Source organism: Rhodococcus sp. NPDC127527 (genome assembly GCF_042672245.1).
In the GTDB taxonomy this organism is placed as follows: domain Bacteria; phylum Actinomycetota; class Actinomycetes; order Mycobacteriales; family Mycobacteriaceae; genus Rhodococcus_G.
In genome coordinates, this window is sequence record NZ_JBHXVP010000006.1 from 182,361 (window position 1) to 205,958 (window position 23,598).

The window sequence follows — 23,598 nt, forward strand, 5'->3', positions numbered from 1 at the left end:
CCGCCCTCAGTCCTCGTACAGCGCGTCGAACACGGCGGCGAAGTTCTCGCCGACCACCTTCCGCTTGATCTTCAGCGTCGGGGTCAGCTCGCCGGTCTCCTGGGACAGGTCGCGCTCGGCGACGGCGAACTTCTTCACCTGTTCGGGCGGGGCGAGTTTCGCGTTCGCGCCGTCGACCGCCTCGGTGATGAGATCGAGAATCCTTGGATGCCGGGACAATTCGGCGACCGAGTCGGGCAGGCCCTGCGCCTGCGCCCACGGCAGGACCGTCTCCGGGTCGAGCGTCACCAGCACCACGGGATACGGCCTCCGATCGCCGTGCATCACGGCCTGGCTGATCCACGGTGAGCGCTTGAGGTCGTTCTCCAGGTTGGCGGGTGTCAGGTTCTTGCCCCCGGAGGTGACGATGATGTCCTTCTTGCGGCCGACGATCGTGACGTAGCCGTCCTCGTCGATCGAGGCCAGGTCGCCGGTGTGCAGCCAGCCGTCGGTGACCGCGCCGAACGACGCGTCCTCCATCTTGTAGTAGCCCTGGAAGATGTTGCCACCGCGCAGCAGCAGCTCACCGTCCTCGGCGGTCGCGGCCTCGATGCCGGGCAACGGTCGTCCGACGGTCCCGAACCTGTGGTGGCGTGGCGTGTTCACCGTTGCGCCGGTGGAGGTCTCGGTCATCCCGAAACCCTCCATCACGGGAACGCCGCAGCCGTAGAAGAACTCGAGGATCTCCCGCGCGATGGGGGCGGCGCCGGTGATCGCCAGCTCGAGGTTGCCGCCGAACAGGGCCCGCACGCCCTGGAACAGCGCGGCATCGGCCGCGTCGAACTCGCCCTGCAGTGCGGCGGGGACGTCCTCGCCCGCCTCGATCAGGTCGCGTACCCGAACGCCGAGCGCGGCGGCCGCGAGGATGCGTTCGCGTTCCTCGGCCGGCTTGGACCCGACGGCCAGGGTGTAGACCTTCTCGAACACGCGGGGAACCGACGGCAGGTGGGTGGGCCGGACCGCCATCACCTCGGGCACGATGCGTGCGGGGTCGCCACCCCAGTACGCGATGACGCCGCCGCGATCGAAGGCCAGCAGTTGGAACAGCAACGCGAAGGCGTGCGCCAGCGGCAGGAACAGGTACAGCACCATGTCCGTGTCCGAGGACCGTCCCTCGGCCTCGTCGAGTGCGGTGTTGGCCGCCATGATCGAGCGGTAGTTCCCGTGCGAGAGAACGCAACCCTTCGGCGGTCCGGTGGTTCCCGAGGTGTACATGAACACGTAGGGATCGTCGGGTGTCACCGCGTCGGCCCGGCGGCGCAGTTCCGCTGCCCCGCGTTCGCGCCCGCGGCCGCGGATCTCGGCGGCTGGGATCGCGCCGGCGGCCTCGCCGTCCAGCACGATCACCCACCGGAGAGCCGGCAGTTGCGCGCGGACGGCGTCGATCTTCGCGACCTGCTCCGTGTTCTCGCAGATCACCACCCTGGCCTCCGAATTGCCCACCACCCAGGCGCATTCCTCGGGGGAGTTGGTCGGATAGACCGACACGTGCACGCCGCCGGCGGCGACGATCGCCAGGTGCGCGACCGACCAGTCCGGCCGCGTACTGCCCAGCACGGCGACCCGATCGCCGGCGTCCAGGCCGAGGGCGATCAGGCCGGCACCGAAGTCGGAGACCCGCTCGGCGAGCTCGGCGTAGGTGATCTGCTCCCAGGTGCCCGGCTCGCGCTGGAAGCGGACGGCGGGCCGGTCGCCGTAGGCATCGGCGGCTCGAAAAGCGAGGTCTGCGAGGGTGTTTCCCGCGATCGTCCGGTTCATTCGACGCGCTCCGTCCAGCCCGAGCGACCGCACACACGGCGTCCGGTCGCGTTGGGGCGATGCTACGTCGGCGTCGCGTGACCCGGCGTCGCTTCGCAGATTCCGTCAGTCGTGTCCGGCGGTGGCGCCGCGGCGGGTGGTCGCGAGGGCGCCGGCGGCGCAGGCCCGGTCCAGCGCGTCCGCCGGGCCCGACGGCCAGGACGCGGCGAGCGTGCCGGCGAAGGCGTCGCCTGCCCCGGTCGTGTCCACCACCTCGACCGCCGGCGGCGTGGCACGGTGCAGACTGCCGTCGGGTCCGCGCAGGGTCGCGCCGTCCGCCCCGAGCGTGGTGACCAGGTGCGGCACCCGTCCGAGGACGGCATCACCGAGCTGGCGGGCCTCCGTCTCGTTGACGATCAGCACGTCGACGGCGTCGAGCAGCGCGTCCGGGAGCGGCTGCACCGGTGAGGGATTGAGGAAGACGGTGGTGCCGGCGGACCGGGCGTGCCGTGCGGCGGCGGTGACCACGCCGAGCGGCAGTTCCAGCTGGCAGAGCAGGACGTCCGCCTCCGCGATCGCCGACCGGTCGGCGTCGGTGAGGTCGCGGACCGTGGTGTTGGCCCCGCCGACCACGACGATCGAGTTCTCCCCGGACCCGTCCACCACGATCACCGCGACGCCGCTCGGCCCGGCGACCTCCCGCAGCCCCGTGGTGTCGACCCCGGCGCCGGCGAGGGCCCCGCGCAGTTCCGCGGCGAACGGGTCGTCGCCGACCGCGCCGAGGAAGCGCACCGCGGCGCCCGCGCGGGCGGCCGCGACGGCCTGATTGGATCCCTTGCCGCCCGGTCCGGTCGAGAAGCTCTCCCCGAGAACGGTCTCCCCGGGTTCGGGCCGCGCCGCGGTGGTCGCGACGAGGTCGATGTTGACGCTGCCGAGCACGGTCACGCGGGGAACGGGCATGGGCCCGAGGCTAACCGGCCGGGGCGTTCCGGGTGGTCTCGATCCGGACGCAGCAGTATCCGTCGGCCGGGGCCAGCCGGGCGACGCGTCCCTCGGACCCGGTGCCGTCGATCAGCCCGTCGATCAGCTCGAGGTTCATCCCGCAGACCATCTCGGTGTGTGCCTTGGCGAGCGCGTGGAACGGACAGTTCGCCAAGGCGATGTCGGCGCCCTCGAGGCATGGTTCGTAGCCGCACCGTTCGAGCGTCGAGAGGAATGCGGCGTCACCCGGCCCGGACTCGGATCCGACCGCCCGGCCGAGGTCCCTGGCTCGCCGTCCCAGCGTGGTCCGGGGCGGCTCGCCCGTGCGTTCGGAATCGTCGATGGCCTGGGCGAGCAGCTGTCCGGCGAGCTCGTACGAGCGCTCGGGCAGCTGCACCGCGACTTCACGGTCGGAGCGCCGGTACAGCTTCGACGGACGTCCCGCGCCGGGGCCGGTGCGCCCGCTGCGCCGGGCGAACTCGACCGCGAGCAGCCCATCCTCGGCCAGCTTGTCGAGGTGGAAGGCCGCGGTCGGGCGGGCCATGCCGAGTGCTTCGGCGGCGTCGTCCCGGCTGACCGGGTCCCGGTGCCTGCGCACGAAGTCGTAGAGCCGTCGGCGCGCCGGTTCGTCGAGCGCGGAGACGGCCGAGATGTCCGAGTGCGGTGCCGGATCCATGACGCCATTGTAAAACCAATCGACGTTGACGTAATCCTCGCCGAAATTCTATAGTCAAGTATCACTACTTTTAGAAGGAGGGGTCATGTCAACGGACACGGCACGACAGGAGGATGCGCGTCGCGTGCGCCTCGCAGACCCCGGCTACCAGGCATTTCTTGCACTTCGGACGGTGTTCACCGTCGCCCCGATCCTGTTCGGCCTCGACAAGTTCGCGAACGTGATGACCGACTGGCCGCAGTATCTGGCGCCCTGGATCGACGGGATCCTGCCGGGGAACGCGCAGCAGGGGATGTACATCGTCGGGGTGGTCGAGGTGATCGCCGGACTCGTCGTCGCGATCGCACCCAGGTTCGGCGCATGGCTGGTCGTGGCATGGCTGGCCGGGATCATCGTCAACCTGCTGACACTGCCGGGCTACTACGACGTCGCGCTGAGGGACTTCGGCCTGCTGGTCGCGGCCGCCGCGCTCGGCCGACTGGCCGTCAAGTACACCGGCGGACACGGGGCCGCCCGATGAGCGTCCCCGCCGAAGCCCTCCGGGCGCCGACCCAGGTCCGGGCGGGACGGGTGCGTCCCGCCGTCGACCTGCCCGCGGCCGAGCGTGCCGTTGCCGACCTGATCCGCGCGCTGGGCCGGGATCCCGACGGAGTGCACCTGGTCGACACCCCACGGCGCGTGGCTGCGTCGTACGAGGAGTTGCTGACGCCGCGCGACTTCGACCTGACGACGTTCCCCAACGACGCCGGCTACGACGAACTGGTGCTGGCCCGAGACATCCCGATGACCTCGCTGTGCGAGCACCACATGCTGCCGTTCCGTGGCGTCGCGCACGTCGGCTACCTGCCCGGTGGACGGATCCTGGGACTGTCCAAGCTGGCCCGGGTGGTGGAACTGTTCGCCCGCGACCTGCAGGTGCAGGAACGGCTCACCATGCAGGTCGCAGACTGGCTTTCCGAGCACCTCGAGCCGCGGGGCGTCGGCGTCGTGATCGAGGCGGAACACCTCTGCATGTCGATGCGTGGCGTGCAGGCGGCAGGCACCCGGACGGTGACCTCCGCGGTGCGGGGGACGCTGCGCGAGGACCCCGCGGCTCGACGGGAGTTCCTCGACCTGATCCGCGGCTGAGCGAAGCCGCCCGCGGCGCGCACCCGGCGGCGACCTGTCGTTACCCTGTAGTCATGACCGCGGTGAACGAGACTGCACAGGTGAACGCCGATATCCCCGTCCAGGACGAGGTGCGTGAGGCGGTGCACGACGCCGCCCGTCGCGCGCGGGTGGCGTCACGGGTGCTCGCCCAGCTCACGACCCTGCAGAAGAACGCGGCGCTGCTCGCGGCGGCCGAGGCGGTGCTCGAGTCGACCGACGCCGTGCTCGCCGCCAACGCCGCCGACATCGAGGCCGCCAAGGCGATCGGAACCGAGGAGAGCCTGCTCGACCGGCTCCGCCTGACCGGGGAGCGGGTGGCGGGCATCGCGGCCGGCCTGCGGCAGGTCGCGGCGCTGCCGGACCCGGTCGGCGAGGTGGTGCTCGGTGCGACCCTGCCCAACGGTCTCGAGATCCGGCAGTTGCGGGTGCCGCTCGGTGTGGTCGGGATGGTCTACGAGGCTCGCCCGAACGTCACCGTCGACGCATTCGGCCTCACCCTCAAGTCCGGCAACGCGGCCCTGTTGCGCGGGTCGAGCTCGGCGGCGCACTCGAACGCCGCCCTCGTCGAGGTGCTCCGCGCCGCGCTCACCGAACAGGACCTGCCCGCGGACGCGGTGCAGCTGCTGCCCAGTGCCGACCGCTCGTCCGTCACGCACCTGATCCAGGCGCGCGGGCTGGTGGACGTCGTCATCCCGCGCGGCGGCGCCGGGCTGATCAACGCCGTGGTCCGCGACGCGACGGTGCCGACCATCGAGACCGGTGTGGGCAACTGTCACGTGTACGTGCACTCGGCCGCCGACATCGTGATGGCGCAGAAGATCGTGCTCAACTCCAAGACCCGCCGCCCCAGCGTGTGCAACACCGCGGAGACCGTCCTCGTCGACGCGGCGATCGCGGACACCGCGGTCCCCGCGCTGACGCAGGTGCTGCAGTCGCAGGGCGTCGTCATCCACGGCGACCTGCCGGGCCAGGTGCCGGCGACCGAGGCCGACTGGTCGCAGGAGTACCTCTCGCTCGACGTCGCGATGAAGGTCGTCGCGAACCTCGACGATGCGGTCGAGCACATCAATCACTACGGCACCGGGCACACCGAGGCCATCGTGACCGCCGACCTGGCGGCGGCGCGAGAGTTCACGGCCCGCGTCGACGCCGCCGCCGTGATGGTCAACGCGTCCACCGCGTTCACCGACGGCGAGCAGTTCGGCTTCGGCGCCGAGATCGGCATCTCCACCCAGAAGCTGCACGCGCGGGGGCCGATGGGTCTGCAGGAGCTCACCTCCACCAAGTGGACCGTCTGGGGCGACGGGCACACCCGGCCCGTATAGCCGCCACCGCGCAACTACCGACCAACCAAGGAGCGAGTGTGGACCGCGCACTTCCGACGACCCCGCCGACCTTCGCGAGCGTCGACGACGTGATCTCCCGGCTCGCCGAGACGGGGTACCTCGCCGACAAGGCGACCGCCACCGCGGTCTTCCTCGCCGACCGGCTCGGCAAGCCGCTGCTCATCGAGGGGCCCGCCGGTGTCGGCAAGACCGAACTCGCGCGGGCGGTCGCGCAGACCTCGGCCGCCGAACTCGTGCGGCTGCAGTGCTACGAGGGCGTCGACGAGTCCCGCGCGCTCTACGAATGGAACCACGCCAAGCAGATCCTGCGGATCCAGGCGAGCAGCGAGCATTCCTGGGACTCGGCCAAGCAGGACGTCTTCTCGGAGGAGTTCCTGCTCGCTCGCCCGTTGCTGACCGCGATCCGGCGCGACGACCCGACCGTGCTGCTGATCGACGAGGTCGACAAGGCCGACGTCGAGATCGAGGGGCTGCTGCTCGAGGTGCTCAGCGACTTCGCCGTCACCGTCCCGGAACTGGGCACCATCGTGGCCACCCGCAAGCCGTTCACCGTGCTCACCTCGAACGCCACCCGGGAACTGTCCGAGGCGCTCAAACGCCGCTGCCTGTTCCTGCACCTCGACTTTCCCGACGCCGACCTCGAACGGCGCATCCTGGCCAGCCGGGTGCCCGAGCTGCCCGAGGCCATCGCCGAGCAGTTGGTCCGGACGGTCGGGGTGCTGCGCGGCATGCAGCTCAAGAAGGTGCCGTCGGTCTCCGAGACCATCGACTGGGGACGCACCCTGCTCGCGCTCGGCATGGACACCCTCGACGACGACGCGGTCCGCGCGACCATGGGTGTGATCCTCAAGCACCGCTCCGACCAGCAGCGGGCCGCGGCCGAGCTGCGGCTGAACTAGGGGGTCGGGCATGGCGGTCGCGGCAGGCAGGCAGGGGGGACCCGCGGCGCCGTACGGGCTCCCGGGCCACCTCGTCGACTTCGTGGAGGCGCTGCGGGCGCGGGGGATCGCCGTCGGCCCCTCGGAGACCGTGGACGCCGGCCAGGTGATGTCCGTCCTCGACCTGCTCGACCGGGACGCGCTGCGGGAGGGCCTGGCGTGCTCGCTGCTGCGTCGGCCCACCCACCGCGCCACCTTCGACGCCCTCTTCGACCTGTGGTTCCCGGCCGCCGTCGGCCAGCGCGCCGACGGCAGCACCGTCGACGTGGCGATCCCGCGCACCGACAGCGGGGAGGTGGACTTCGAGGCGCTGCGTGAGCTGATCGCCGGACTGCTCGTGGACGGGTCCGGGGAGTCGCTTCAGCTGATCGAGCAGCTCACCGCCCAGCTGGTCGAGGACCTGGGCAAGTACGAGTCCTCGAAGGGCCCGTCCTTCTCCGCCTACCAGGCGCTGCGGGACGTGGCCCCGGAGACGCTGGTCGCCAGGATCCTCGACGGGCTCCTCGGCAACTCGTCCGGTGGCGAGCACGAAGGCGGCGACTACGCCGCCGAGGTGGCCCGCCGCACCGCGCGGCAGCGCGTCGCCGACTTCCGCAAGATGGTCGAGATCGAGACCCGCCGCCGCTCGGCCGAGCAACTCGGGAAGGAACGCGTCGCCACCTACGGGGTGCCGAAGCTCGCCGAGGAGGTCGACTTCCTGCGCGCCTCGGACTCCGAACTGGTCGCGCTGCGGCGGACGGTGAACCCGTTGGCCCGCAAGCTCGCCAGCCGGCTCGCGGCCCGCCGCAAGCGGGCCCGGGCGGGCGCGATCGACCTGCGCAAGACGCTGCGCAAGTCGATGTCCACCGGCGGGGTGCCGATCGACCTGGTGCTGCGCAAGCCGCGCCCGGCCCGGCCGGAACTGGTCGTGCTGTGCGACGTGTCCGGGTCGGTGGCCGGGTTCAGCAACTTCACCCTGCTGCTGGTGCACGCGCTGCGCGAACAGTTCTCCCGGGTGCGGGTGTTCGCCTTCATCGACACCACCGACGAGGTGACCCGGTTCTTCGACGCGGGCGCCGACCTCGGGTCGTCGATGTCCCGGATGATCCGCGAGGCGGACCTGATCTGCTACGACGGGCACTCCGACTACGGCAACTCGATCGGGGTCTTCGCGGAACGGTTCGCGCACAGCCTGACGAGCAAGTCCTCGCTGCTGATCCTCGGCGATGCGCGCAACAACTACCGGGACCCGAACGTCGCCGCGCTCACCCACCTGGCCTCGGTCGCCAAGCACACCCACTGGCTCAACCCCGAGCCGCGCGGGCAGTGGGGCAGCGGTGACTCCGCCGCCCACGTCTACGCCGACCTGGTGACCATGCACGAATGCCGTTCCGCGCAGCAGCTCGCGGACGTCGTCGCGGGCCTGCTGCCCGTGTGAGCCCGGCGCGGGCGGGGACGATCGGGCCAGCCAGTAAGCTCGACACTCGTGCAGCACGGAGCGGGAGTCACCGGAGGTAGTGCGTCGCCGCGGCGACGGCGCCTCGGTGTGATGGGCGGAACCTTCGATCCCATTCATCACGGTCACCTGGTTGCGGCCAGCGAGGTCTCCGACAGATTCGGTCTCGACGAGGTCATCTTCGTGCCCACCGGCAAGCCCTGGCAGAAGGCGGGCAAGGACGTCAGCCCCGCCGAGGACCGCTACCTGATGACGGTCATCGCGACCGCATCGAATCCGAGCTTCTCGGTGAGCCGCGTCGACGTGGACCGGGAGAAGGCCACCTACACCGTCGACACCCTGCGCGACCTGCGTGCCCAGAATCCCGACGCCGACCTCTACTTCATCACCGGCGCTGATGCGCTGGAAACGATCCTGTCCTGGCAGGATTGGGAGGAGCTGTTCCGGCTGGCGAAGTTCGTCGGCGTGAGCAGGCCCGGTTTCGAACTCGGCATCGAGCACCTCGCCGAGCATCTCGCGGGTCAGCCGAAGGACGCGCTGACGCTCGTCGAGATCCCCGCCCTGGCGATCTCGTCGACGGAGTGCCGCCGCCGGGCCAGCGAGAACCGGCCCGTCTGGTACCTGGTACCCGACGGGGTGGTGCAGTACATCTCCAAACGCAACCTCTACCGACCGCTCGACTCCGAGCGCCTCGACGGGGCTGTCACCGTGTCGCAACCGGCACCGGACAAGAACCACATCCAACCGCAGAACCGGGAGAACACGTAAGTGAGCGCATCCGCCGAAGCCATCGAAATGTCGCGCATCGCGGCGTTGGCCGCAGACGAGAAGTTGGCCAAGGACGTGGTCGTCCTCGACGTGTCCGAGCAGTTGGTGATCACCGACTGCTTCGTGATCGCCTCCGCGTCGAACGAGCGTCAGGTCAACTCGATCGTCGAGAACATCGAGGACAAGCTCCGTGAGGCGGGGCACAAGCCGGTCCGCAAGGAAGGCACCCGCGAGGGCCGCTGGGCGCTGCTCGACTACATCGACGTGGTCGTCCACGTCCAGCACGACGACGAGCGGAACTTCTACGGCCTCGAGCGCCTGTGGAAGGACTGCCCGGTCGTCACCGTCGAGGGCATCGGGGAGCGCGCCGCGACCGACGGGGAGAGCGAGCAGTGACGTCGGGCCGCCCCGCCCGGCGGCTGATCCTGCTCCGGCACGGCCAGACCGAGTACAACGCGGGCGACCGCATGCAGGGGCAGCTCGACACCGACCTGTCCGAGCTCGGGCGCCTGCAGGCCAAGACCGCTGCCCGCGTGCTCGCCGACCGTCGGCCCGTCGAGGTGATCAGCTCGGACCTGCGCCGAGCCTTCGACACGGCGACCGAACTGGGTGAGCATGCCGGCCTGACGGTCGCGCGCGACGAGCGACTGCGCGAGACGCACCTCGGGCAGTGGCAGGGGCTCACGCACACCGAGGTCGACGCGCGCGATCCGGGCGCCCGCGCGGCCTGGCGCGCCGACGCCGGCTGGGCGCCGCCCGGCGGGGAGAGCCGCATCGAGGTGGCCCGGCGATCGGTGCCGGTGGTCACCGAGCTGGTCGCCGACCGCGAGAAGTGGGGCGAGGATCCGATCGTCCTCGTCGCGCATGGCGGTCTGATCGCGGCCCTGACCGCGGCCCTGCTGGACCTGCCGGTCGACCGCTGGCCGGTGCTCGGTGGTCTCGGCAACACCAGCTGGGTGCAACTCAGCGGGCACGGCGACGGGGACGCGGTCAGCTGGCGGCTGGACGTGTGGAACGCCTCGGCGACGGTGGCCGGCGATGTCCTCTGACCTCGCGGCGTCCGATTCGGCGCCCGCCGCGCGGCCGGTCCTGCTGGTCCTGGCCGACTCGCTGTCGTACTTCGGACCGAAGGGCGGGCTGCCCGCCGACCATCCGCGGATCTGGCCGAGCCTGGTCGCCGCGGAACTGGGTTGGGACGTCGAACTGGTCGCGCGCATCGGCTGGACCAGTCGGGACGCCTACTGGGCGCTGATCCAGGACCCGCGGGTGTGGGCGAGCGTGCCGCGGGCCGGTGCGGTCGTGTTCGCCGTCGGCGGTATGGACTCGCTGCCGTCGCCGCTGCCGACCGCGCTGCGCGAGCAGATCCGCTACGTGCGTCCGCCGGCGTTGCGGCGCGTGGTGCGCTCGGCCTACCAGTGGCTGCAGCCCCGGCTCTCGCCGCTCGGCTGGCCGGTCGCCCTGCCGCCGAAGTTGAGCGTCGAGTATCTCGAAAGTTCCAGGGCGGCATTGGAATACATGCGACCCGAACTCCCCGTCATCGGTACCCTGCCGTCGGTGCACAACTGCGAGGCCTACGGCAGGGTGCACACCGGCCGTCCCGCGGCGGTCCGAGCACTCGAGTCCTGGGGAGCCGCGAAGGGCGTGCCCCTGGTGGATCTCGCCGAGGCCGTGCGCGACAACGTGTTCTCCGACCGCGGAAACCCGGACGGCATCCACTGGGGCTGGGACGGCCACGAGGCGGTCGCCGCCGCGATGCTGGCCGCCATCAGGTCGACGCTGCCGGCGGAGTCCGGGAGCGTGACCGTCGCGGACGGGTCCCGGTAACGCCGATGCCCGTCGTCGTCGTCACCGACTCGTCGGCCTGCCTTGCGTCGGACCTGGTGGAGCAGTACGACATTCGGGTTGTCCCGCTGCACGTCCTGGTCGACGGCCGGGACCTGCGTGAGGGCGTCGACCCGATGCCCGACGACCTGCCGGCCGGTGCGACCGTCACCACCTCCGGTGCGTCCCCGGGCGAGCTGACCGAGGTGTACGCGCGGGCGCTCGAGGACAGCGCCGGCGACGGGGTCCTCGCCGTGCACATCTCGCGGCAACTCTCCGGAACCTGGGAGGCGGGCCGCCAGGCGGCGCAGGCGCTCGGACCCGAGGTCCGACTCGTCGACTCCCAGTCCACGGCGATGGGAACCGGCTTTCCCGCGCTCGCCGCGGCGCGCGTCGCGGCGGCCGGCGGGAATCTGCGCGCCGTCTACGAACGTGCGGTCGAGGTGGCCGACCGCGGCCGCGTGCTGGTCATGGTCGATCGCCTCGACCATCTGCGCCGTGGCGGCCGGATCGGCACCGCCGCCGCGCTGCTCGGCACCGCGCTGGCGATGAAGCCGGTGCTCCACCTCGTGGACGGCAAGCTGGTGCTCAAGGAGAAGACCCGGACCACCACCAAGGCGCTGGCCAAGATGGTCGACGGGATCGTCGAGTACGCGGGCGACGGGGACGTGGCCGTCGCGGTGCACCATCTGGGGGCCGCGGACCGGGCGGACGAGGTGGCCGCCGCACTGCGCGAACGGCTGCCCCTCGCGAGCGAGTTCGAGGTCTCCGAGTTCGGTGCGGTGCTCGGCGCGCACGTCGGGCCCGGAGCGGTCGGGGTTCTGGTGATACCCGGAGGTGCGGGAGCCGAGCCGGCTCCGCGGCCGTAGCGCCGAACCGCTCATCCACAGGCGCGGATCCATCCACAGGCGCGGCCGAATTCGCCGTCGGGCGGCAGGTTCGAGGGGTGCCAGGTCCTAGCGTCGGGGCATGCGCAGCACGGACGAGGCACGCGAACAGATCAGGCGTCGACTCGACGCGATCACCGGCGGGCGCGGCGGACCGGTCGACGGCACGCCCGCCGCCGAACCCGCGGAGCAAGCCGGTCCGCGACCCGACTGGCTCGAGCCGGCGGGGCCGCCGACACGTCTCAGGGCGAGGTTCGCGCCGGGCCGGCGTGGGGTGGTGGCGCTGGTGGTCGTCGGGGTGGCCGCCGCCGGCGTAGGTGCCGTCGGCGCCTGGCGGGACCGCCCCGTGGCACACGCGGTCGCGCCGTTGCCCGCGGTCGAGATGGCGGGAGGGGAGGCGTCGGAACCGGTTTCGCCGCCTACGCCGACGGCGCAGCCCGTTCCGCCGCCCGCTCCCGACATGGTGGTCAGTGTGGTCGGACTGGTGCACGCCGCCGGCCTGGTGCACCTGCCGACCGGCGCGCGGATCGCGGACGCGCTCGCCGCGGCGGGCGGCGCGCGCGAGGGCGCGGACCTGCTCGGGCTCAATCTCGCCCAGAAGCTGGCCGACGGGGACCAGGTGCTGGTGGGCCTCGCCCCGCCGGACGGTGGTGCGGTGACGGTCGGCAGCGGCACGGTCGGCGCGGGTGCGACCGCGCCCGGCGCGGCGACCGCGTCGGGTGGCGGTCCGGCGGCGGGCGCGAAGGTCAACCTGAACACCGCGACCGTCGAGCAGTTGGACGCCCTGCCCGGGGTCGGCCCGGTGACGGCGACGGCGATCGTGTCCTGGCGGCAGAGCAACGGTCGCTTCACCGACGTCGAGCAACTCGGCGAGGTGGACGGCATCGGTCCCGGCCGGCTGCAGAAACTGCGCGACCTCGTGACCGTCTGAATGGTCGCGCCCGAGTCCGGGACGGTGGACCTCCGGCTGCTGCCGTCGGCCGGAATGTGCTGGGCGGCAACACTGGCGGGCATCCTGCTCGGGTGGCGGGCCGCGCTGTGGATCGCGCTCGGCGCGGTCGTCGTCGCGGTCGTGGTCGGCTGGGCCGGGCGTCGACGGGCGGTGGCGGCCGTCGCGGTGACGGCACTGCTGGTCGGCGCCGGCTTCGCGGTGGCGACTGCGGCCCGCGAGCACGCGGCGACCACCCATCCGCTGGCCCGACTCGCTGCCGCGGGCGGCACCGCGACGGTGACGGTCGCGCCGGTGGACGACCCGAAACCGGTGCGGTCACCGGCGGGGGACACGGTGATGATCCGCGCGAGCCTGCGCTCGATCGGCGGTGGCCGGGGTGCGGGGGAGACCGAGGTCGGCGGATCGGTGCTGGTGTTCGCGCCCGCCGCCGGCTGGAGGGAACTGCTGCCCGGTCAGGCGGTCACCCTGCGGGGTGCGGTGAGCCCACCGCTGCGCCGCGACCTCACCGTTGCGGTGATCCGGGCCGTCGGGCCGCCCCGACACGTCGAGTCGGCGCCGTGGCCGCAGCGGGCGGCGGGTGCGGTGCGGTCCCGGTTCGCCGCCGCGGCCGCCGCCGGGTTGTCTCCCGATGCGGCGGGCCTGCTGCCCGGACTGGTGGTCGGCGACACCTCGGCGCTGCCGGCCGCCGTCGGTGACGACTTCACCGCCGCCGGTCTGACGCATCTCACCGCGGTCTCCGGGGCCAACGTGTCGATCATCCTCGGCGCGGTCCTCCTGCTGGTGCGCGGGCTGGCGCTCGGTCCGCGGACCAGCGCCGCGATCGCGGCGATCGCGTTGGCCAGCTTCGTGGTCCTGGCCCGACCCTCGCCGAGCGTGCTGCGCGCGGCGGTGATGGGTGTGGTCGCGTTGCTCGCGATGGTCACCGGGCGGCGCAGGCAGGCGATGCCCGCGCTGGGGGCCGCGGTGATCGTCCTGCTAGCCCTCTCGCCCGCGCTCGCGGTGAACTTCGGGTTCGCGCTGTCGGTGGCGGCGACCGCCGCGCTGGTGCTGATCGCACCGGGGTGGGCGCAGCGGCTGACCGCCCGCGGATGGCCCCGGGCGGTGGCGGAGGCGGTCGCGGTGGCGGTCGCCGCGCACGTGGTGACGATGCCGATCGTCGCGGCGATGTCGGGCACGGTGAGTACCGTGGCGATCGCCGCGAACCTTGCGGTCGCGCCGGTGATCGCGCTGGTCACCGTGGTCGGGGCGGTGTCGGCGGTGACTGCCTGCGCGTGGATGCCGTTGGGGGAGTTGGTGGTCCGCGCGACCGGCCCGCCGCTGTGGTGGCTGCTGTGGGTCGCTCGCGAGGCCGCAGGCGTGCCGGGGGCGACGGTCGCGGTGCCGTCGGGTCTGGTCGGCGGCGCGGTGGTGGCCGGTGCGGTGGTCGCGGTGGTCGTCGCGGTGCGGTTGCCGCGGATACGACGACTGCTGGCGGCGGTCGCGATCGGGCTCGCGGTGGTGTGGGTGCCCGTTCGGGTGCTGTGGCCGGGGTGGCCGGTGCGCGGCTGGGCGCTGGTGGCGTGCGACGTCGGTCAGGGCGATGCGCTGGTCCTCGACGCGGGCGGCGGTGCGGCAGTGGTGGTCGACGCCGGCCCGGAGCCGCGTCTGGTCGACGGCTGCCTGGACCGGCTCGGGGTGCGGTCGGTGGCGGCGGTGGTGTTGACCCACCTGCACGCGGACCACGTGGACGGCCTGCCCGGGGTGCTGCGCGGGCGGAGCGTCGGGGAGGTGGTGCTCGGTCCGATGCGATTGCCGGAGGACGGTTTTCGTCGAGTCCGAGACCAGGCGTCGGCGGCCGGGGTGCCGTTGCGTGAGGCTCGGGCGGGACAGGTGCTGCGGATCGGCTGGCTGGTCTTCCGGGTGCTCGGTCCGACGCTGCCCGTGCCCCGGGACCCCCACGACGGGGCGGACGCCGCGAACGACCAGTCGCTGGTGCTGTCGGTGGACACGGCCGCGGGCCGGGTCCTGCTCACCGGGGACGTCGAGGCCGACGGGCAGCGCGACCTGTTGCGCGACCACGTACCGCTCGCTGCCGACATCCTCAAGCTGCCGCACCACGGATCGCGCACCACGACACCGGAGTTCCTGCGCGCGGTCGGGGCGCGGCTCGTGGTCGTGTCCGTCGGCGCGGGCAACACCTTCGGGCACCCGAATCCGGGCGTGCTGGCGACGATCCGCGACAGCGGCGCGACGGTCGTGCGGACCGACCGGGGCGGCGACATCGCGGTGGGCCGGTCCGGGGGTGGTGCCGTCGCCGTCGGACGGCCGTGAGCGCGGGCGGATCCGCGGCCGCCGTCGCTGGTGCCCCGCGCCCGAAGTCTTCTCGCGGTTGCCGGGGCCCACGCGGCACCTCGCTGCGTTGTCGGAGTCCCAGGTAGAACACCGCTACCTGGGACTCCTCCGCCTTCCGATGCATCCACGTGGATCCCCGGCAACCATCAATGGACGTCGAGCACAAGGCACTAGACTCGGCGCATGTCCGGTTACGAGGCGCGCTGGGAGCGGCACAACCTCGACCGGCAGCGGCGAATCCTCGAGGCGGCGGTCGAGTTGCTCGAGGAGAGCCCGGCGGGCGCGGACATCCCGGTGCAGCAGATCGCGAAGCGCGCCGGGCTCGCCAAGTCCGTGGTGTACCGGCAGTTCGACGGCCGCGAGGACCTGGACTGCCGGATCCGCGCCCACCTGGTCGACGACTTCTCCCGCACCCTCGACGAGCGACTGGACATCTCGTCCGGGTCGGTCGAGGAGATCCTCGTCCGCACCATCCGCACCGTGGCGGACTGGATGGCCGACCACCCTCGCCTGAACGAGTTCGCCCGCACCGGGCCGATCGACCGCGGTGCCGAGATCGACGCGGTGAGCAGCCTGAAAGTCCGGATGTCGGTGCGGGCCCGGGAACTCATCTCGTCGATCGCGGCACTGATCGACGCCGACGACAGTGCGTTCGACTCCGTGCCGTTCGCGGTCGTCACCATGGTCGAGGGCACGCTGACCCAGTGGGTCGCCGAGCCCGAGCCCCTGCGCGAGCGCGCGGAGATCGTGGCCGACCTCGCGAGGCTCGCCTGGTTCGTGCTGGACGGTGCCGCGCGCTCGGCGGGAGTGGCCGTCGACCCGAAGGCGGAACTGGTCGGGGTCATCGCGCAGTTGTCGGGAGCCACCGGCCACGTCGCCGTGTGACCGCCGGCGTCCGGGAACTCAGGCCGCGGGGCGGGCCTGCCGGTCCGGCTCACTGCGGTAGCGCGAGGGCGGTCCGTCGATGTGCAGTCGGCGCCACAACCGCTTCGTGACGGAGTTCATCAGACCCAGCTCCTCGGCGAGCGCGCGCATGTCGCCGAAGTAGCCGCTGAGGATGGCGCGTGAATGTTCGCTGCGCCAGAAGGCGTCCTTCATCACCTCGCGCGGGATCCCGAACTCCTCGGCGAAGGCCTTCGGCGGAGTCATGATCTCGCCGGCAAGCCAGCGCATGGCCAGCGGGAAGGTCACTGCGCACACCGCCTTGGAGGCGGCGCCCATCCTGGCGATGTGCGCCTTGAGGAACTCGTTGGCGAACGAGATGTGCCGGGCCTCCTCGGCGATGTGGATCTCCATGGTGCGCAGCATCGCGGGTGGAATGTTCGCGCCCTGGCGGATCAGCGCCTTCTGGTAGTGGTCGATCGGCTCCTCGCCGCCGAGGATGCCGATGAAGAGGATCACGTGTGCATAGCCCCCGGCGACCCCGATGAACGGGGACAGTGCCCGGAACGGGCGCCGCATGCCGGGCACGTCGACCCCGATCCGGTTGACCAGCTCCTGGAACATCTGGATGTGGTTGCACTCCTCGGTCATCTCGTGGAGGCAGTAGCGGAACTCCGCGGATCCGTTGGGCAGCTTCATGATGTACTGCATCATTCCGCGGATCAGGATGCTCTCGAACGCGGCGCCGACCTTCACCGAATTCGCCTGGCGCCACTTCCCGATCGCGATCTGCCGGTCGAGCGGCTGCTCCCGGTACCACCGGGTGGCGCCGAGGGGATCGACCTCCGGCGAGAGGACCCACCGTGGATCCGCGGGATCGATCGCGAGTTCCGGTGAGTCCCAGTCGATGTCGAGGTAGGGGTCGAACCGTCGGTGCACGGATCCCGTGGACAGGGTCTGCAGCAGGTCGCGGTAGTCCGGATCGAGCATCCCGGCAGCGTGTGACGTCGACGGTGACATCGTTACCTCCATCTGTGGTCCTGTGCGTTGCCTCAATTTACTGAGACGCCGCGTCCCATGCAAGACCCGGGCGACGCACGGGGTGCACTCGCGACGGGGGTTCCCGGGCACGCGCTGTCGGGGCAGCGTGGGACCATCGTCGGGTGAGTTCCGCTACCGCCACGCCCGCACAGCTGCATCTGGTCCTCGGCGACGAGGAACTCCTGATCGAACGCGCGGTCGCCGCGATCGTCGGGCAGGTGCGGGCCGCCTCCGCCACCGCCGACGAGGTGCCGGTCAGCCGGCTGCGGGCGGGCGACACCAGCCCCGCCGAACTGGCGGAGCTGCTCAGTCCGTCACTGTTCGCCGAGGACAAGGTGATCGTCCTCGAGGCTGCGGCCGAGGCGGGCAAGGATGCGGTGACGTTGCTGCTCGATGCCGCGAGTGCCCCGCCCGAGGGCTTCACCCTCGTGGTGCTCCACTCCGGGGGCGGCCGGGCGAAGGCGATGGTCGGCGCGCTGCAGAAGTCTGGCGCGGTCGTGCACGAGTGCGCGAAGCTCACCAAGGCGGGCGAGCGCTCGGACTTCGTGCGCGCCGAGTTCCGGACGGCCGGGGTGCGCGCCTCTCCCGAGGTGATCCAGGTGGTGCTCGACGCGGTCGGATCCGACCTGCGCGAGCTCGCGGCCGCCTGCTCCCAGCTCGCGGCCGACACCGGCGGCAAGGTCGACGTCACCGCGGTTCAGCGCTACTACTCGGGCAAGGCCGAGGTCTCCGGCTTCGACGTCGCCGAACTGGCGGTCTCCGGCGACCGGGTCGCGGCGATGGAGGCGCTGCGATGGGCGATGCTGCGCGGCGTCCCGCACGTGCTGCTCGCCGACGCCCTCGCTGACGCGGTGCACACCGTCGCGCGGGTGGCCTCGGCCGGCCGCGGCGACCCGTTCCGGATGGCGTCCGAGCTGGGCATGCCGCCGTGGAAGGTCAAGAAGGCTCAGGGGCAGGCCCGCGGCTGGCGACCGGAGACGATCGGCGCCGCACTCGGGGTCGTCGCGCAGCTCAACGCGGACGTCAAGGGCGCCGCCGCGGATCCGGACTACGCCGTCGAGTTCGCGGTGCGTCGGGTCTGCGAACTCCGCGGCTGAGCGCGCGGACACGCGAAAGACCGCCCGGTCGAGGACCGGGCGGTCTTTGCTTTACGTTTCAGTTCAGAGCTTGTTCGCGGCCAGCGAGAGGGCCGACTTCTTGTTGGCGGCCTGGTTGGCGTGGATGACGCCCTTGCTGGCAGCCTTGTCGAGCTTGCGGCTCGCGGAGACGAGGAGCTCGTTGGCCTTGTCCTTGTCACCCGCAGCCGCGGCCTCGCGGAAGGAACGGATCGCGGTACGCAGCGAGGACTTCACCGACTGGTTGCGCAGTCGCTGACGCTCGTTGGTACGGATCCGCTTCACCTGGGACTTGATGTTGGCCACGCGTAAAATCCTGTCGTCTTTGCTGGTTTCTTGTCAAAGAAGCTTCAGGCGCACACGGGCGCCGAAGTTCGAGGCTACCAGGGATGGCGGGGCCAACCCAAACCGAGTGGCCTTCCGTGGGGTGTGCGACGGCGCGTCGCGACCCGCTGGCGCAACGCTACCGCATCGCCCGGGCGGCCGACGGCGCTGGTCAGCGGAACCGGGCCCGGCGTGGCGCCCGACCGGACGGTTTGCCCCGGGTTAGCGTTCGATTTGAGAGTTTCCTTACCCACGACCCGAATTCAGCAAAGGTGGCACATGTCTCCTACGGCACAGGAAGTGTTCGAGAAGGAACCCATCTCGGACGTCAAGAAGTACATCGCGGAAGGTATCGGCACCTTCGTGCTGGTGTTCGCCTCGGTGGGTACCGCGGTCGTCGCCGGCGCGAAGGTCGGCAACCTCGGCGTCGCGCTCGCGTTCGGTCTCACCCTCCTCTTCCTCGTCTACGCGATCGGACCGATTTCCGGCTGCCACGTGAACCCCGCTGTGACGTTCGGGCACTTCCTGCTCGGGCGGATCAGTGCGGTGACGGCCGGCATCTACTGGATCGCGCAGGTGATCGGCGGCCTCCTCGCGGGTGTCGTGCTGTTCGCCGTCGCCAAGAGCCTGCCGTCCTACGACCGGGCGGCGAACGGACTCGGCGCCAACGGGTGGGGCGATCACAGCCCGTCGGCGATTCAGGGACCGCTCGGTTCCGTCCTGCAGAGCGGGTACGGCTTCGGTGCCATGGTCATCGTCGAGGTCCTGCTGACCGCCCTGCTGGTGTTCGTGGTGCTGGCGTCCACCGATCAGATCTCGGACGTGATCATGGCGGGCATCTCGATCGGCTTCACTCTCGCCGTGATCCACCTGATGTCGATTCCGATCGACAACACCTCGGTCAACCCGGCGCGCAGCCTCGGCGTCGCGTTCTTCCAGGACGGTGCGCCCAAGCAGCTGTGGGCGTTCATCGTGTTCCCGCTCGCGGGCGGCGCGCTCGGCGCGCTGGCCTACCGCGCGCTGTTCGGCAGGTACGACCGGCTCAACGACTGAGAGCTTCCTGGCGGCACTCTGCGGGTGAAGGGGATCATCGTTCGGTCAGGCCGAGCTGTGGTTCCCTTCACCGTCTCCGGGGCCGACGCGTGTCGCGAATGTTCAATCGCCGCAGCGGGATCGGGTCCTACGCTAGGGGCATGCAGGTAAACAGCACCTTCGCCGTCACGTCCTTCGAACCCACCGAGTACACCTCGCCGATCCGCACCGGGCTCGAGGTGGGACACACCTACATGACCAAGTCGTACAGCGGCGAGGTCGAGGGTCAGTCCCGCACCCAGTTCACCTCCGCGTTCTCGCAGGAGACGGGCACCGGCACCTACGTCGCCATGGAGTCCTTCGAGGGCACCGTGGCGGGCAGGCGCGGCGCCTTCAACTTCGCGCACATGGCGACGACCGACGGTGCGAGCCGCTCGCACCACCAGCTCGTGATCGTGCCCACCAGCGGGACCGGCGAACTCGCCGGCATCACCGGCACGGGCGAGCTCGTCGTCGACGGCGACGGCACCCATCGGCTGCAGTTGGACGTCGAGTTCGGTTCGCCCGTCGCCTGATTCGAACGGTCAGCTCCAGCTGTAGTCGTGGCGCAGGCGCGTGGCGACCTGGTCGAAGCGCCGGTGGTCGAGGATCGCGCCCTCGCGGCGGATCCCGGCCTCCGGCACGTCGAGGACTCGGTCGAGCCGGATCCAACTGGGCCTGCCCGAGCCGTCCCAGGCGCCCGTGCCGATGCCCATCCAGTTGCGCTCGCCCTCGCGGTCGGAGTTGGACGAGAGCATCAGGCCCAGCAGCGTGGCGCCGTCGCGCCCGACGACCAGCACCGGGCGGTCCTTGCCCTGGCTCGCGTCCTCCTCGTAGGTGACCCAGGTCCACACCACCTCGCCCGGGTCGGCGCGACCGTCGAGATCGGGGGAGTACTCCACCTTCCTCGCCCGGTGCGCGGTCGGGACCGCGACCGACGACACGGGGCGGCCGGGGGTCGCCGGCCGACGCGCCGGCACGGCCTTCGGGGTGCGCGACCCGCCGGGCAGCACGCCCGAACGCTGCAGTTCCTTGAACAGTCGAGGTCCCTCGCGCTTGGCCAGGTCCCCGAGTTGCTTGCCGATTGCGGTCCAGCTTCGTGCCATGGCACCGAATCTATCGGGCTCCGACGGGACCGAGGCGTCCGCGGCCGGTGTCACTTGGATATCCTGCTTGGGTGACAGTGGCCCGGAACCGGGCCGGTGCCAGTTCCAGCTAAGGGGCCCAGAAATCAGCAGCTTCGCAGACACCACGTTCACGGATCCCGCCCGGATCCGGAACTTCTGCATCATCGCGCACATCGACCACGGCAAGTCCACGCTCGCGGACCGCATGCTGCAGTTGACCGGGGTGGTCGAGGAGCGGGCGATGCGAGCCCAGTACCTGGACCGGATGGACATCGAGCGCGAGCGCGGCATCACCATCAAGGCGCAGAACGTGCGACTGCCGTGGACCGTCGAGAAGGAGGACGGCAGCACCGAGGAGATCGTCCTGCACCTGATCGACACGCCCGGCCACGTCGACTTCACCTACGAGGTCTCCCGCGCGCTCGAGGCATGCGAGGGCGCGGTGCTGCTGGTCGACGCCGCGCAGGGCATCGAGGCGCAGACGCTCGCCAACCTGTACCTGGCGATGGAGAAGGACCTCACCATCATCCCGGTGCTCAACAAGATCGACCTGCCCGCCGCCGACCCGGACCGCTACGCCGCCGAGATCGCGCACATCGTGGGCTGCGAGCCGGGGGACGTGCTGCGGGTCTCCGGCAAGACCGGCGTCGGCGTCAAGGAACTGCTCGACGAGGTCGTCAAGCAGGTGCCCGCCCCGGTCGGCGACGGGGACGGTCCGGCGCGCGCGATGATCTTCGACTCCGTGTACGACGCCTACCGCGGCGTCGTCACCTACGTACGCGTGGTGGACGGCAAGATCCGTCCGCGCGAGAAGATCACCATGATGTCGACCGGCACCACGCACGAGCTGCTCGAGGTCGGCATCATCTCGCCCGAACCCAAGGCGACCGTCGGCCTGGGGGTCGGCGAGGTCGGTTACCTGATCACCGGCGTCAAGGACGTCCGCCAGTCGCGGGTCGGTGACACCGTCACCACCTTCCGCAACGGCGCGACCGAGCCGCTCACCGGCTACCGCGACCCCAAGCCGATGGTCTACTCCGGCCTGTACCCGATGGACGGCTCCGACTACCCGGTGCTGCGCGACGCGCTCGACAAGCTGCGGCTCAACGACGCCGCGCTCGCCTACGAGCCGGAAACCTCGGTGGCGCTGGGCTTCGGCTTCCGCTGCGGCTTCCTCGGCCTGCTGCACATGGAGATCACCCGCGACCGGCTCGAGCGCGAGTTCGGCCTGGACCTCATCTCCACCGCCCCCAACGTGGTGTACCGCGTGGTGATGGAGGACGGCACCGAGCACGAGGTGACCAACCCGTCGTACTGGCCCGAGGGCAAGGTACGCGAGGTGTACGAGCCGATGGCCAAGTGCACCGTCATCGCGCCGAGCGAGTACACCGGCGCGATCATGGAGCTGTGCCAGTCCCGCCGCGGCGAACTCGGCGGCATGGACTACCTGTCCGAGACGCGCGTCGAGCTGCGCTACACGCTGCCGATGGGCGAGATCATGTTCGACTTCTTCGACGCCCTCAAGTCGCGGACCAAGGGCTACGCCAGCCTCGACTACGAGGAGTCCGGCGAGCAGAATGCTGCGCTGGTGAAGGTGGACATCCTGCTGCAGGGTGAGGCCGTCGACGCGTTCAGCGCCATCGTGCACAAGGACGCCGCGTTCGCCTACGGCAACAAGATGACCACCAAGCTGCGCGAACTGATCCCGCGCCAGCAGTTCGAGGTGCCGATCCAGGCCGCGATCGGCTCGAAGATCATTGCCCGCGAGAACATTCGCGCGATCCGCAAGGACGTGCTCGCCAAGTGCTACGGCGGCGACATCAGCCGTAAGCGCAAGCTGCTCGAGAAGCAGAAGGAGGGCAAGAAGCGGATGAAGACCATCGGTCGGGTCGAGGTCCCGCAGGAGGCCTTCGTGGCGGCGCTGTCGAACGAGTCGGTGGCGGACAAGCCCAAGAAGTAAGCAGCTGCGCTGCCCGTGCGCGATCGGTACCCCGACCGGGTGCCGATCGCGCACAGTCGGCGGAGCCCAGTGGAGGCGGTGCACGTGCTCGAGACCTGGTTGACGCGGAATCTGGACATCGAGGTGCCGATCCTCGGCGCGCCGATGGGCGGGCGGGCCGGCGGCACGCTGGCCGGCGAGGTGTCCCGGGCGGGCGGCCTCGGACTGCTCGGCGCCGCCCGGTACGCCACCCCGCAGTGGGTGGCCGAGGAGGCCGCCGTCGCACGCGAGCTCGGCGGGCGTTTCGGCATCGGGTTGATGACCTGGTCGCTGGACGACGACGACACCCTCCTGGACGCGGCGATCGAGCAGCAGCCGACGCTGATGACGTTGTCGTTCGGTGATCCGGCGGCCTACGTCCCGCGGGTGCACGCGGCGGGGATTCCCGTTGCCTCCCAGGTCAACACGCTCGAGGACATGCGCATCGCCGAACGGGCCGGGGTCGACCTCATCATCGCCCAGGGCGGCGAGGCGGGCGGACACACCGGCCGGATCGGCACGTTGCCGCTGCTGCAGGAACTGCTCGACGCGACCGGGTTGCCCGTCGCCGCGGCCGGCGGCATCGGGACCGGCCGCGGGCTGGCCGCGGTGATCGCGGCGGGCGCGGAGGGCGCGCTCATCGGCACCGCGCTGCTGGCCAGCCCGGAGACCGTCGGTCCCGACTACGCCCGCGACCGGGTGGTCGAGGCGGGTAGCGCCGACACCGTGTACACCTCGGTGTTCGACCGCGCCCGCAGTCAGCCGTGGCCGAGCCGCTGGGGCGGCCGGGCCATCGCGAACGAATTCACCCGCACCTGGGAGGGCGCGGCCGGCTCGGAGGAGACGCTGGCGCAGGCGTACGACCCGGCCGACCCGAACCTCGGCGTGGTGTACGCGGGCGAGGCGGTCGGGCTCGTGCACGCGGCGCGCCCGGCCGGGGACGTGGTCCGGCAGATCGCCGCCGACGCGGACCGGCTGCTGGCCCGGTTCGCCTGACCGC

24 protein-coding genes are annotated in these 23,598 nt (G+C 71.3%); 18 read left to right on the top strand and 6 right to left on the bottom strand.

All coding sequences use genetic code 11. The features are described 5' to 3' along the window. Window positions 1-6 precede the first annotated feature (6 nt). From ACFVH2_RS12810 to ACFVH2_RS12820, 3 genes are all read right to left on the bottom strand, one after another. The gene (locus ACFVH2_RS12810; protein WP_378424116.1) at window positions 7-1,797 is read right to left on the bottom strand and encodes an AMP-dependent synthetase/ligase; all 1,791 of its coding nucleotides are present in this window, start codon (window positions 1,795-1,797) and stop codon (window positions 7-9) included. Between the two features lie 105 nt (window positions 1,798-1,902). Next, on the bottom strand, window positions 1,903-2,736 hold the full coding sequence (locus ACFVH2_RS12815; protein ID WP_378424118.1) for a ribokinase: 834 nt from the start codon (window positions 2,734-2,736) through the stop codon (window positions 1,903-1,905). Between the two features lie 10 nt (window positions 2,737-2,746). Beyond that, window positions 2,747-3,433: a helix-turn-helix transcriptional regulator gene (locus tag ACFVH2_RS12820; RefSeq protein WP_378424120.1), complete on the bottom strand. Its 687-nt coding sequence runs from the start codon at window positions 3,431-3,433 to the stop codon at window positions 2,747-2,749. Between the two features lie 85 nt (window positions 3,434-3,518). Here ACFVH2_RS12820 and ACFVH2_RS12825 point away from each other — a divergent pair, with 85 nt between their 5' ends. The 13 genes from ACFVH2_RS12825 (at window position 3,519) to ACFVH2_RS12885 (ending at window position 15,945) form a co-directional block, all read left to right on the top strand. Continuing rightward, a complete protein-coding gene (locus ACFVH2_RS12825) occupies window positions 3,519-3,953 on the top strand; it encodes a hypothetical protein (protein ID WP_378424122.1) in 435 nt (144 codons plus the stop codon). After that, window positions 3,950-4,561, top strand: a complete 612-nt coding sequence (gene folE / locus ACFVH2_RS12830; protein ID WP_378424124.1) for a GTP cyclohydrolase I FolE — start codon at window positions 3,950-3,952, stop codon at window positions 4,559-4,561. The genes ACFVH2_RS12825 and folE overlap by 4 nt, the downstream gene beginning before the upstream one ends. Before the next feature lie 53 nt (window positions 4,562-4,614). Next, on the top strand, window positions 4,615-5,907 hold the full coding sequence (locus ACFVH2_RS12835; protein ID WP_378424126.1) for a glutamate-5-semialdehyde dehydrogenase: 1,293 nt from the start codon (window positions 4,615-4,617) through the stop codon (window positions 5,905-5,907). 38 nt (window positions 5,908-5,945) lie between these two features. Next, the gene (locus ACFVH2_RS12840; protein ID WP_378424128.1) at window positions 5,946-6,827 is read left to right on the top strand and encodes an AAA family ATPase; all 882 of its coding nucleotides are present in this window, start codon (window positions 5,946-5,948) and stop codon (window positions 6,825-6,827) included. 10 nt (window positions 6,828-6,837) lie between these two features. Beyond that, the gene (locus ACFVH2_RS12845) at window positions 6,838-8,283 is read left to right on the top strand and encodes a VWA domain-containing protein (protein ID WP_378424130.1); all 1,446 of its coding nucleotides are present in this window, start codon (window positions 6,838-6,840) and stop codon (window positions 8,281-8,283) included. A gap of 48 nt (window positions 8,284-8,331) precedes the next feature. After that, window positions 8,332-9,069, top strand: a complete 738-nt coding sequence (gene nadD / locus ACFVH2_RS12850; protein WP_378424132.1) for a nicotinate-nucleotide adenylyltransferase — start codon at window positions 8,332-8,334, stop codon at window positions 9,067-9,069. After that, a complete protein-coding gene (rsfS, locus tag ACFVH2_RS12855) occupies window positions 9,070-9,465 on the top strand; it encodes a ribosome silencing factor (RefSeq protein ID WP_378424134.1) in 396 nt (131 codons plus the stop codon). Between the two features lie 71 nt (window positions 9,466-9,536). Then, window positions 9,537-10,118: a histidine phosphatase family protein gene (locus ACFVH2_RS12860; RefSeq protein WP_378424384.1), complete on the top strand. Its 582-nt coding sequence runs from the start codon at window positions 9,537-9,539 to the stop codon at window positions 10,116-10,118. Continuing rightward, window positions 10,108-10,893 carry a diglucosylglycerate octanoyltransferase gene (octT, locus tag ACFVH2_RS12865; RefSeq protein ID WP_378424137.1) on the top strand — a complete coding sequence of 262 codons (786 nt, stop codon included), beginning with the start codon at window positions 10,108-10,110 and terminating at the stop codon, window positions 10,891-10,893. The genes ACFVH2_RS12860 and octT overlap by 11 nt, the downstream gene beginning before the upstream one ends. 5 nt (window positions 10,894-10,898) lie before the next feature. Further along, a complete protein-coding gene (locus tag ACFVH2_RS12870; RefSeq protein ID WP_378424139.1) occupies window positions 10,899-11,759 on the top strand; it encodes a DegV family protein in 861 nt (286 codons plus the stop codon). A gap of 100 nt (window positions 11,760-11,859) precedes the next feature. Then, complete coding sequence (locus ACFVH2_RS12875) at window positions 11,860-12,708, top strand: ComEA family DNA-binding protein (RefSeq protein ID WP_378424141.1); 849 nt, start codon at window positions 11,860-11,862, stop codon at window positions 12,706-12,708. Next, window positions 12,709-15,039 carry a ComEC/Rec2 family competence protein gene (locus ACFVH2_RS12880; protein WP_378424142.1) on the top strand — a complete coding sequence of 777 codons (2,331 nt, stop codon included), beginning with the start codon at window positions 12,709-12,711 and terminating at the stop codon, window positions 15,037-15,039. It abuts the gene before it with no gap. A 204-nt stretch (window positions 15,040-15,243) separates the two neighbouring features. Then, on the top strand, window positions 15,244-15,945 hold the full coding sequence (locus ACFVH2_RS12885; protein ID WP_378424143.1) for a TetR/AcrR family transcriptional regulator: 702 nt from the start codon (window positions 15,244-15,246) through the stop codon (window positions 15,943-15,945). A gap of 18 nt (window positions 15,946-15,963) precedes the next feature. Here ACFVH2_RS12885 and ACFVH2_RS12890 read toward each other — a convergent pair whose 3' ends face one another. Then, entirely contained in the window at window positions 15,964-16,932 is a 969-nt protein-coding gene (locus tag ACFVH2_RS12890) for a diiron oxygenase (RefSeq protein ID WP_378424145.1), read from the bottom strand. A gap of 173 nt (window positions 16,933-17,105) precedes the next feature. Between ACFVH2_RS12890 and holA the strand changes: the two genes are divergently transcribed. Beyond that, window positions 17,106-18,080, top strand: coding sequence for a DNA polymerase III subunit delta (gene holA, locus ACFVH2_RS12895; RefSeq protein WP_378424147.1), 975 nt, complete (start codon window positions 17,106-17,108; stop codon window positions 18,078-18,080). A gap of 63 nt (window positions 18,081-18,143) precedes the next feature. Here the strand turns inward: holA and rpsT are convergent, their stop codons facing one another. After that, complete coding sequence (gene rpsT / locus ACFVH2_RS12900; protein WP_142097406.1) at window positions 18,144-18,404, bottom strand: 30S ribosomal protein S20; 261 nt, start codon at window positions 18,402-18,404, stop codon at window positions 18,144-18,146. A 297-nt stretch (window positions 18,405-18,701) separates the two neighbouring features. Between rpsT and ACFVH2_RS12905 the strand changes: the two genes are divergently transcribed. Both ACFVH2_RS12905 and ACFVH2_RS12910 read left to right on the top strand, forming a co-directional pair. Then, entirely contained in the window at window positions 18,702-19,475 is a 774-nt protein-coding gene (locus ACFVH2_RS12905) for an aquaporin (RefSeq protein WP_378424149.1), read from the top strand. A 140-nt stretch (window positions 19,476-19,615) separates the two neighbouring features. Continuing rightward, window positions 19,616-20,029, top strand: coding sequence for a DUF3224 domain-containing protein (locus ACFVH2_RS12910; RefSeq protein WP_378424152.1), 414 nt, complete (start codon window positions 19,616-19,618; stop codon window positions 20,027-20,029). Between the two features lie 9 nt (window positions 20,030-20,038). Here the strand turns inward: ACFVH2_RS12910 and ACFVH2_RS12915 are convergent, their stop codons facing one another. Continuing rightward, on the bottom strand, window positions 20,039-20,599 hold the full coding sequence (locus ACFVH2_RS12915; protein ID WP_378424154.1) for a type II toxin-antitoxin system PemK/MazF family toxin: 561 nt from the start codon (window positions 20,597-20,599) through the stop codon (window positions 20,039-20,041). A 67-nt stretch (window positions 20,600-20,666) separates the two neighbouring features. On the opposite strand from ACFVH2_RS12915, the gene lepA reads away from it, so the two are divergent. Then, a complete protein-coding gene (lepA, locus tag ACFVH2_RS12920; protein ID WP_378424156.1) occupies window positions 20,667-22,580 on the top strand; it encodes a translation elongation factor 4 in 1,914 nt (637 codons plus the stop codon). Between the two features lie 84 nt (window positions 22,581-22,664). Continuing rightward, window positions 22,665-23,594 (top strand): NAD(P)H-dependent flavin oxidoreductase, encoded by a 930-nt coding sequence (locus tag ACFVH2_RS12925; protein ID WP_378424386.1) that lies wholly within the window; start codon window positions 22,665-22,667, stop codon window positions 23,592-23,594. The last annotated feature ends 4 nt before the right edge of the window (window positions 23,595-23,598 follow it).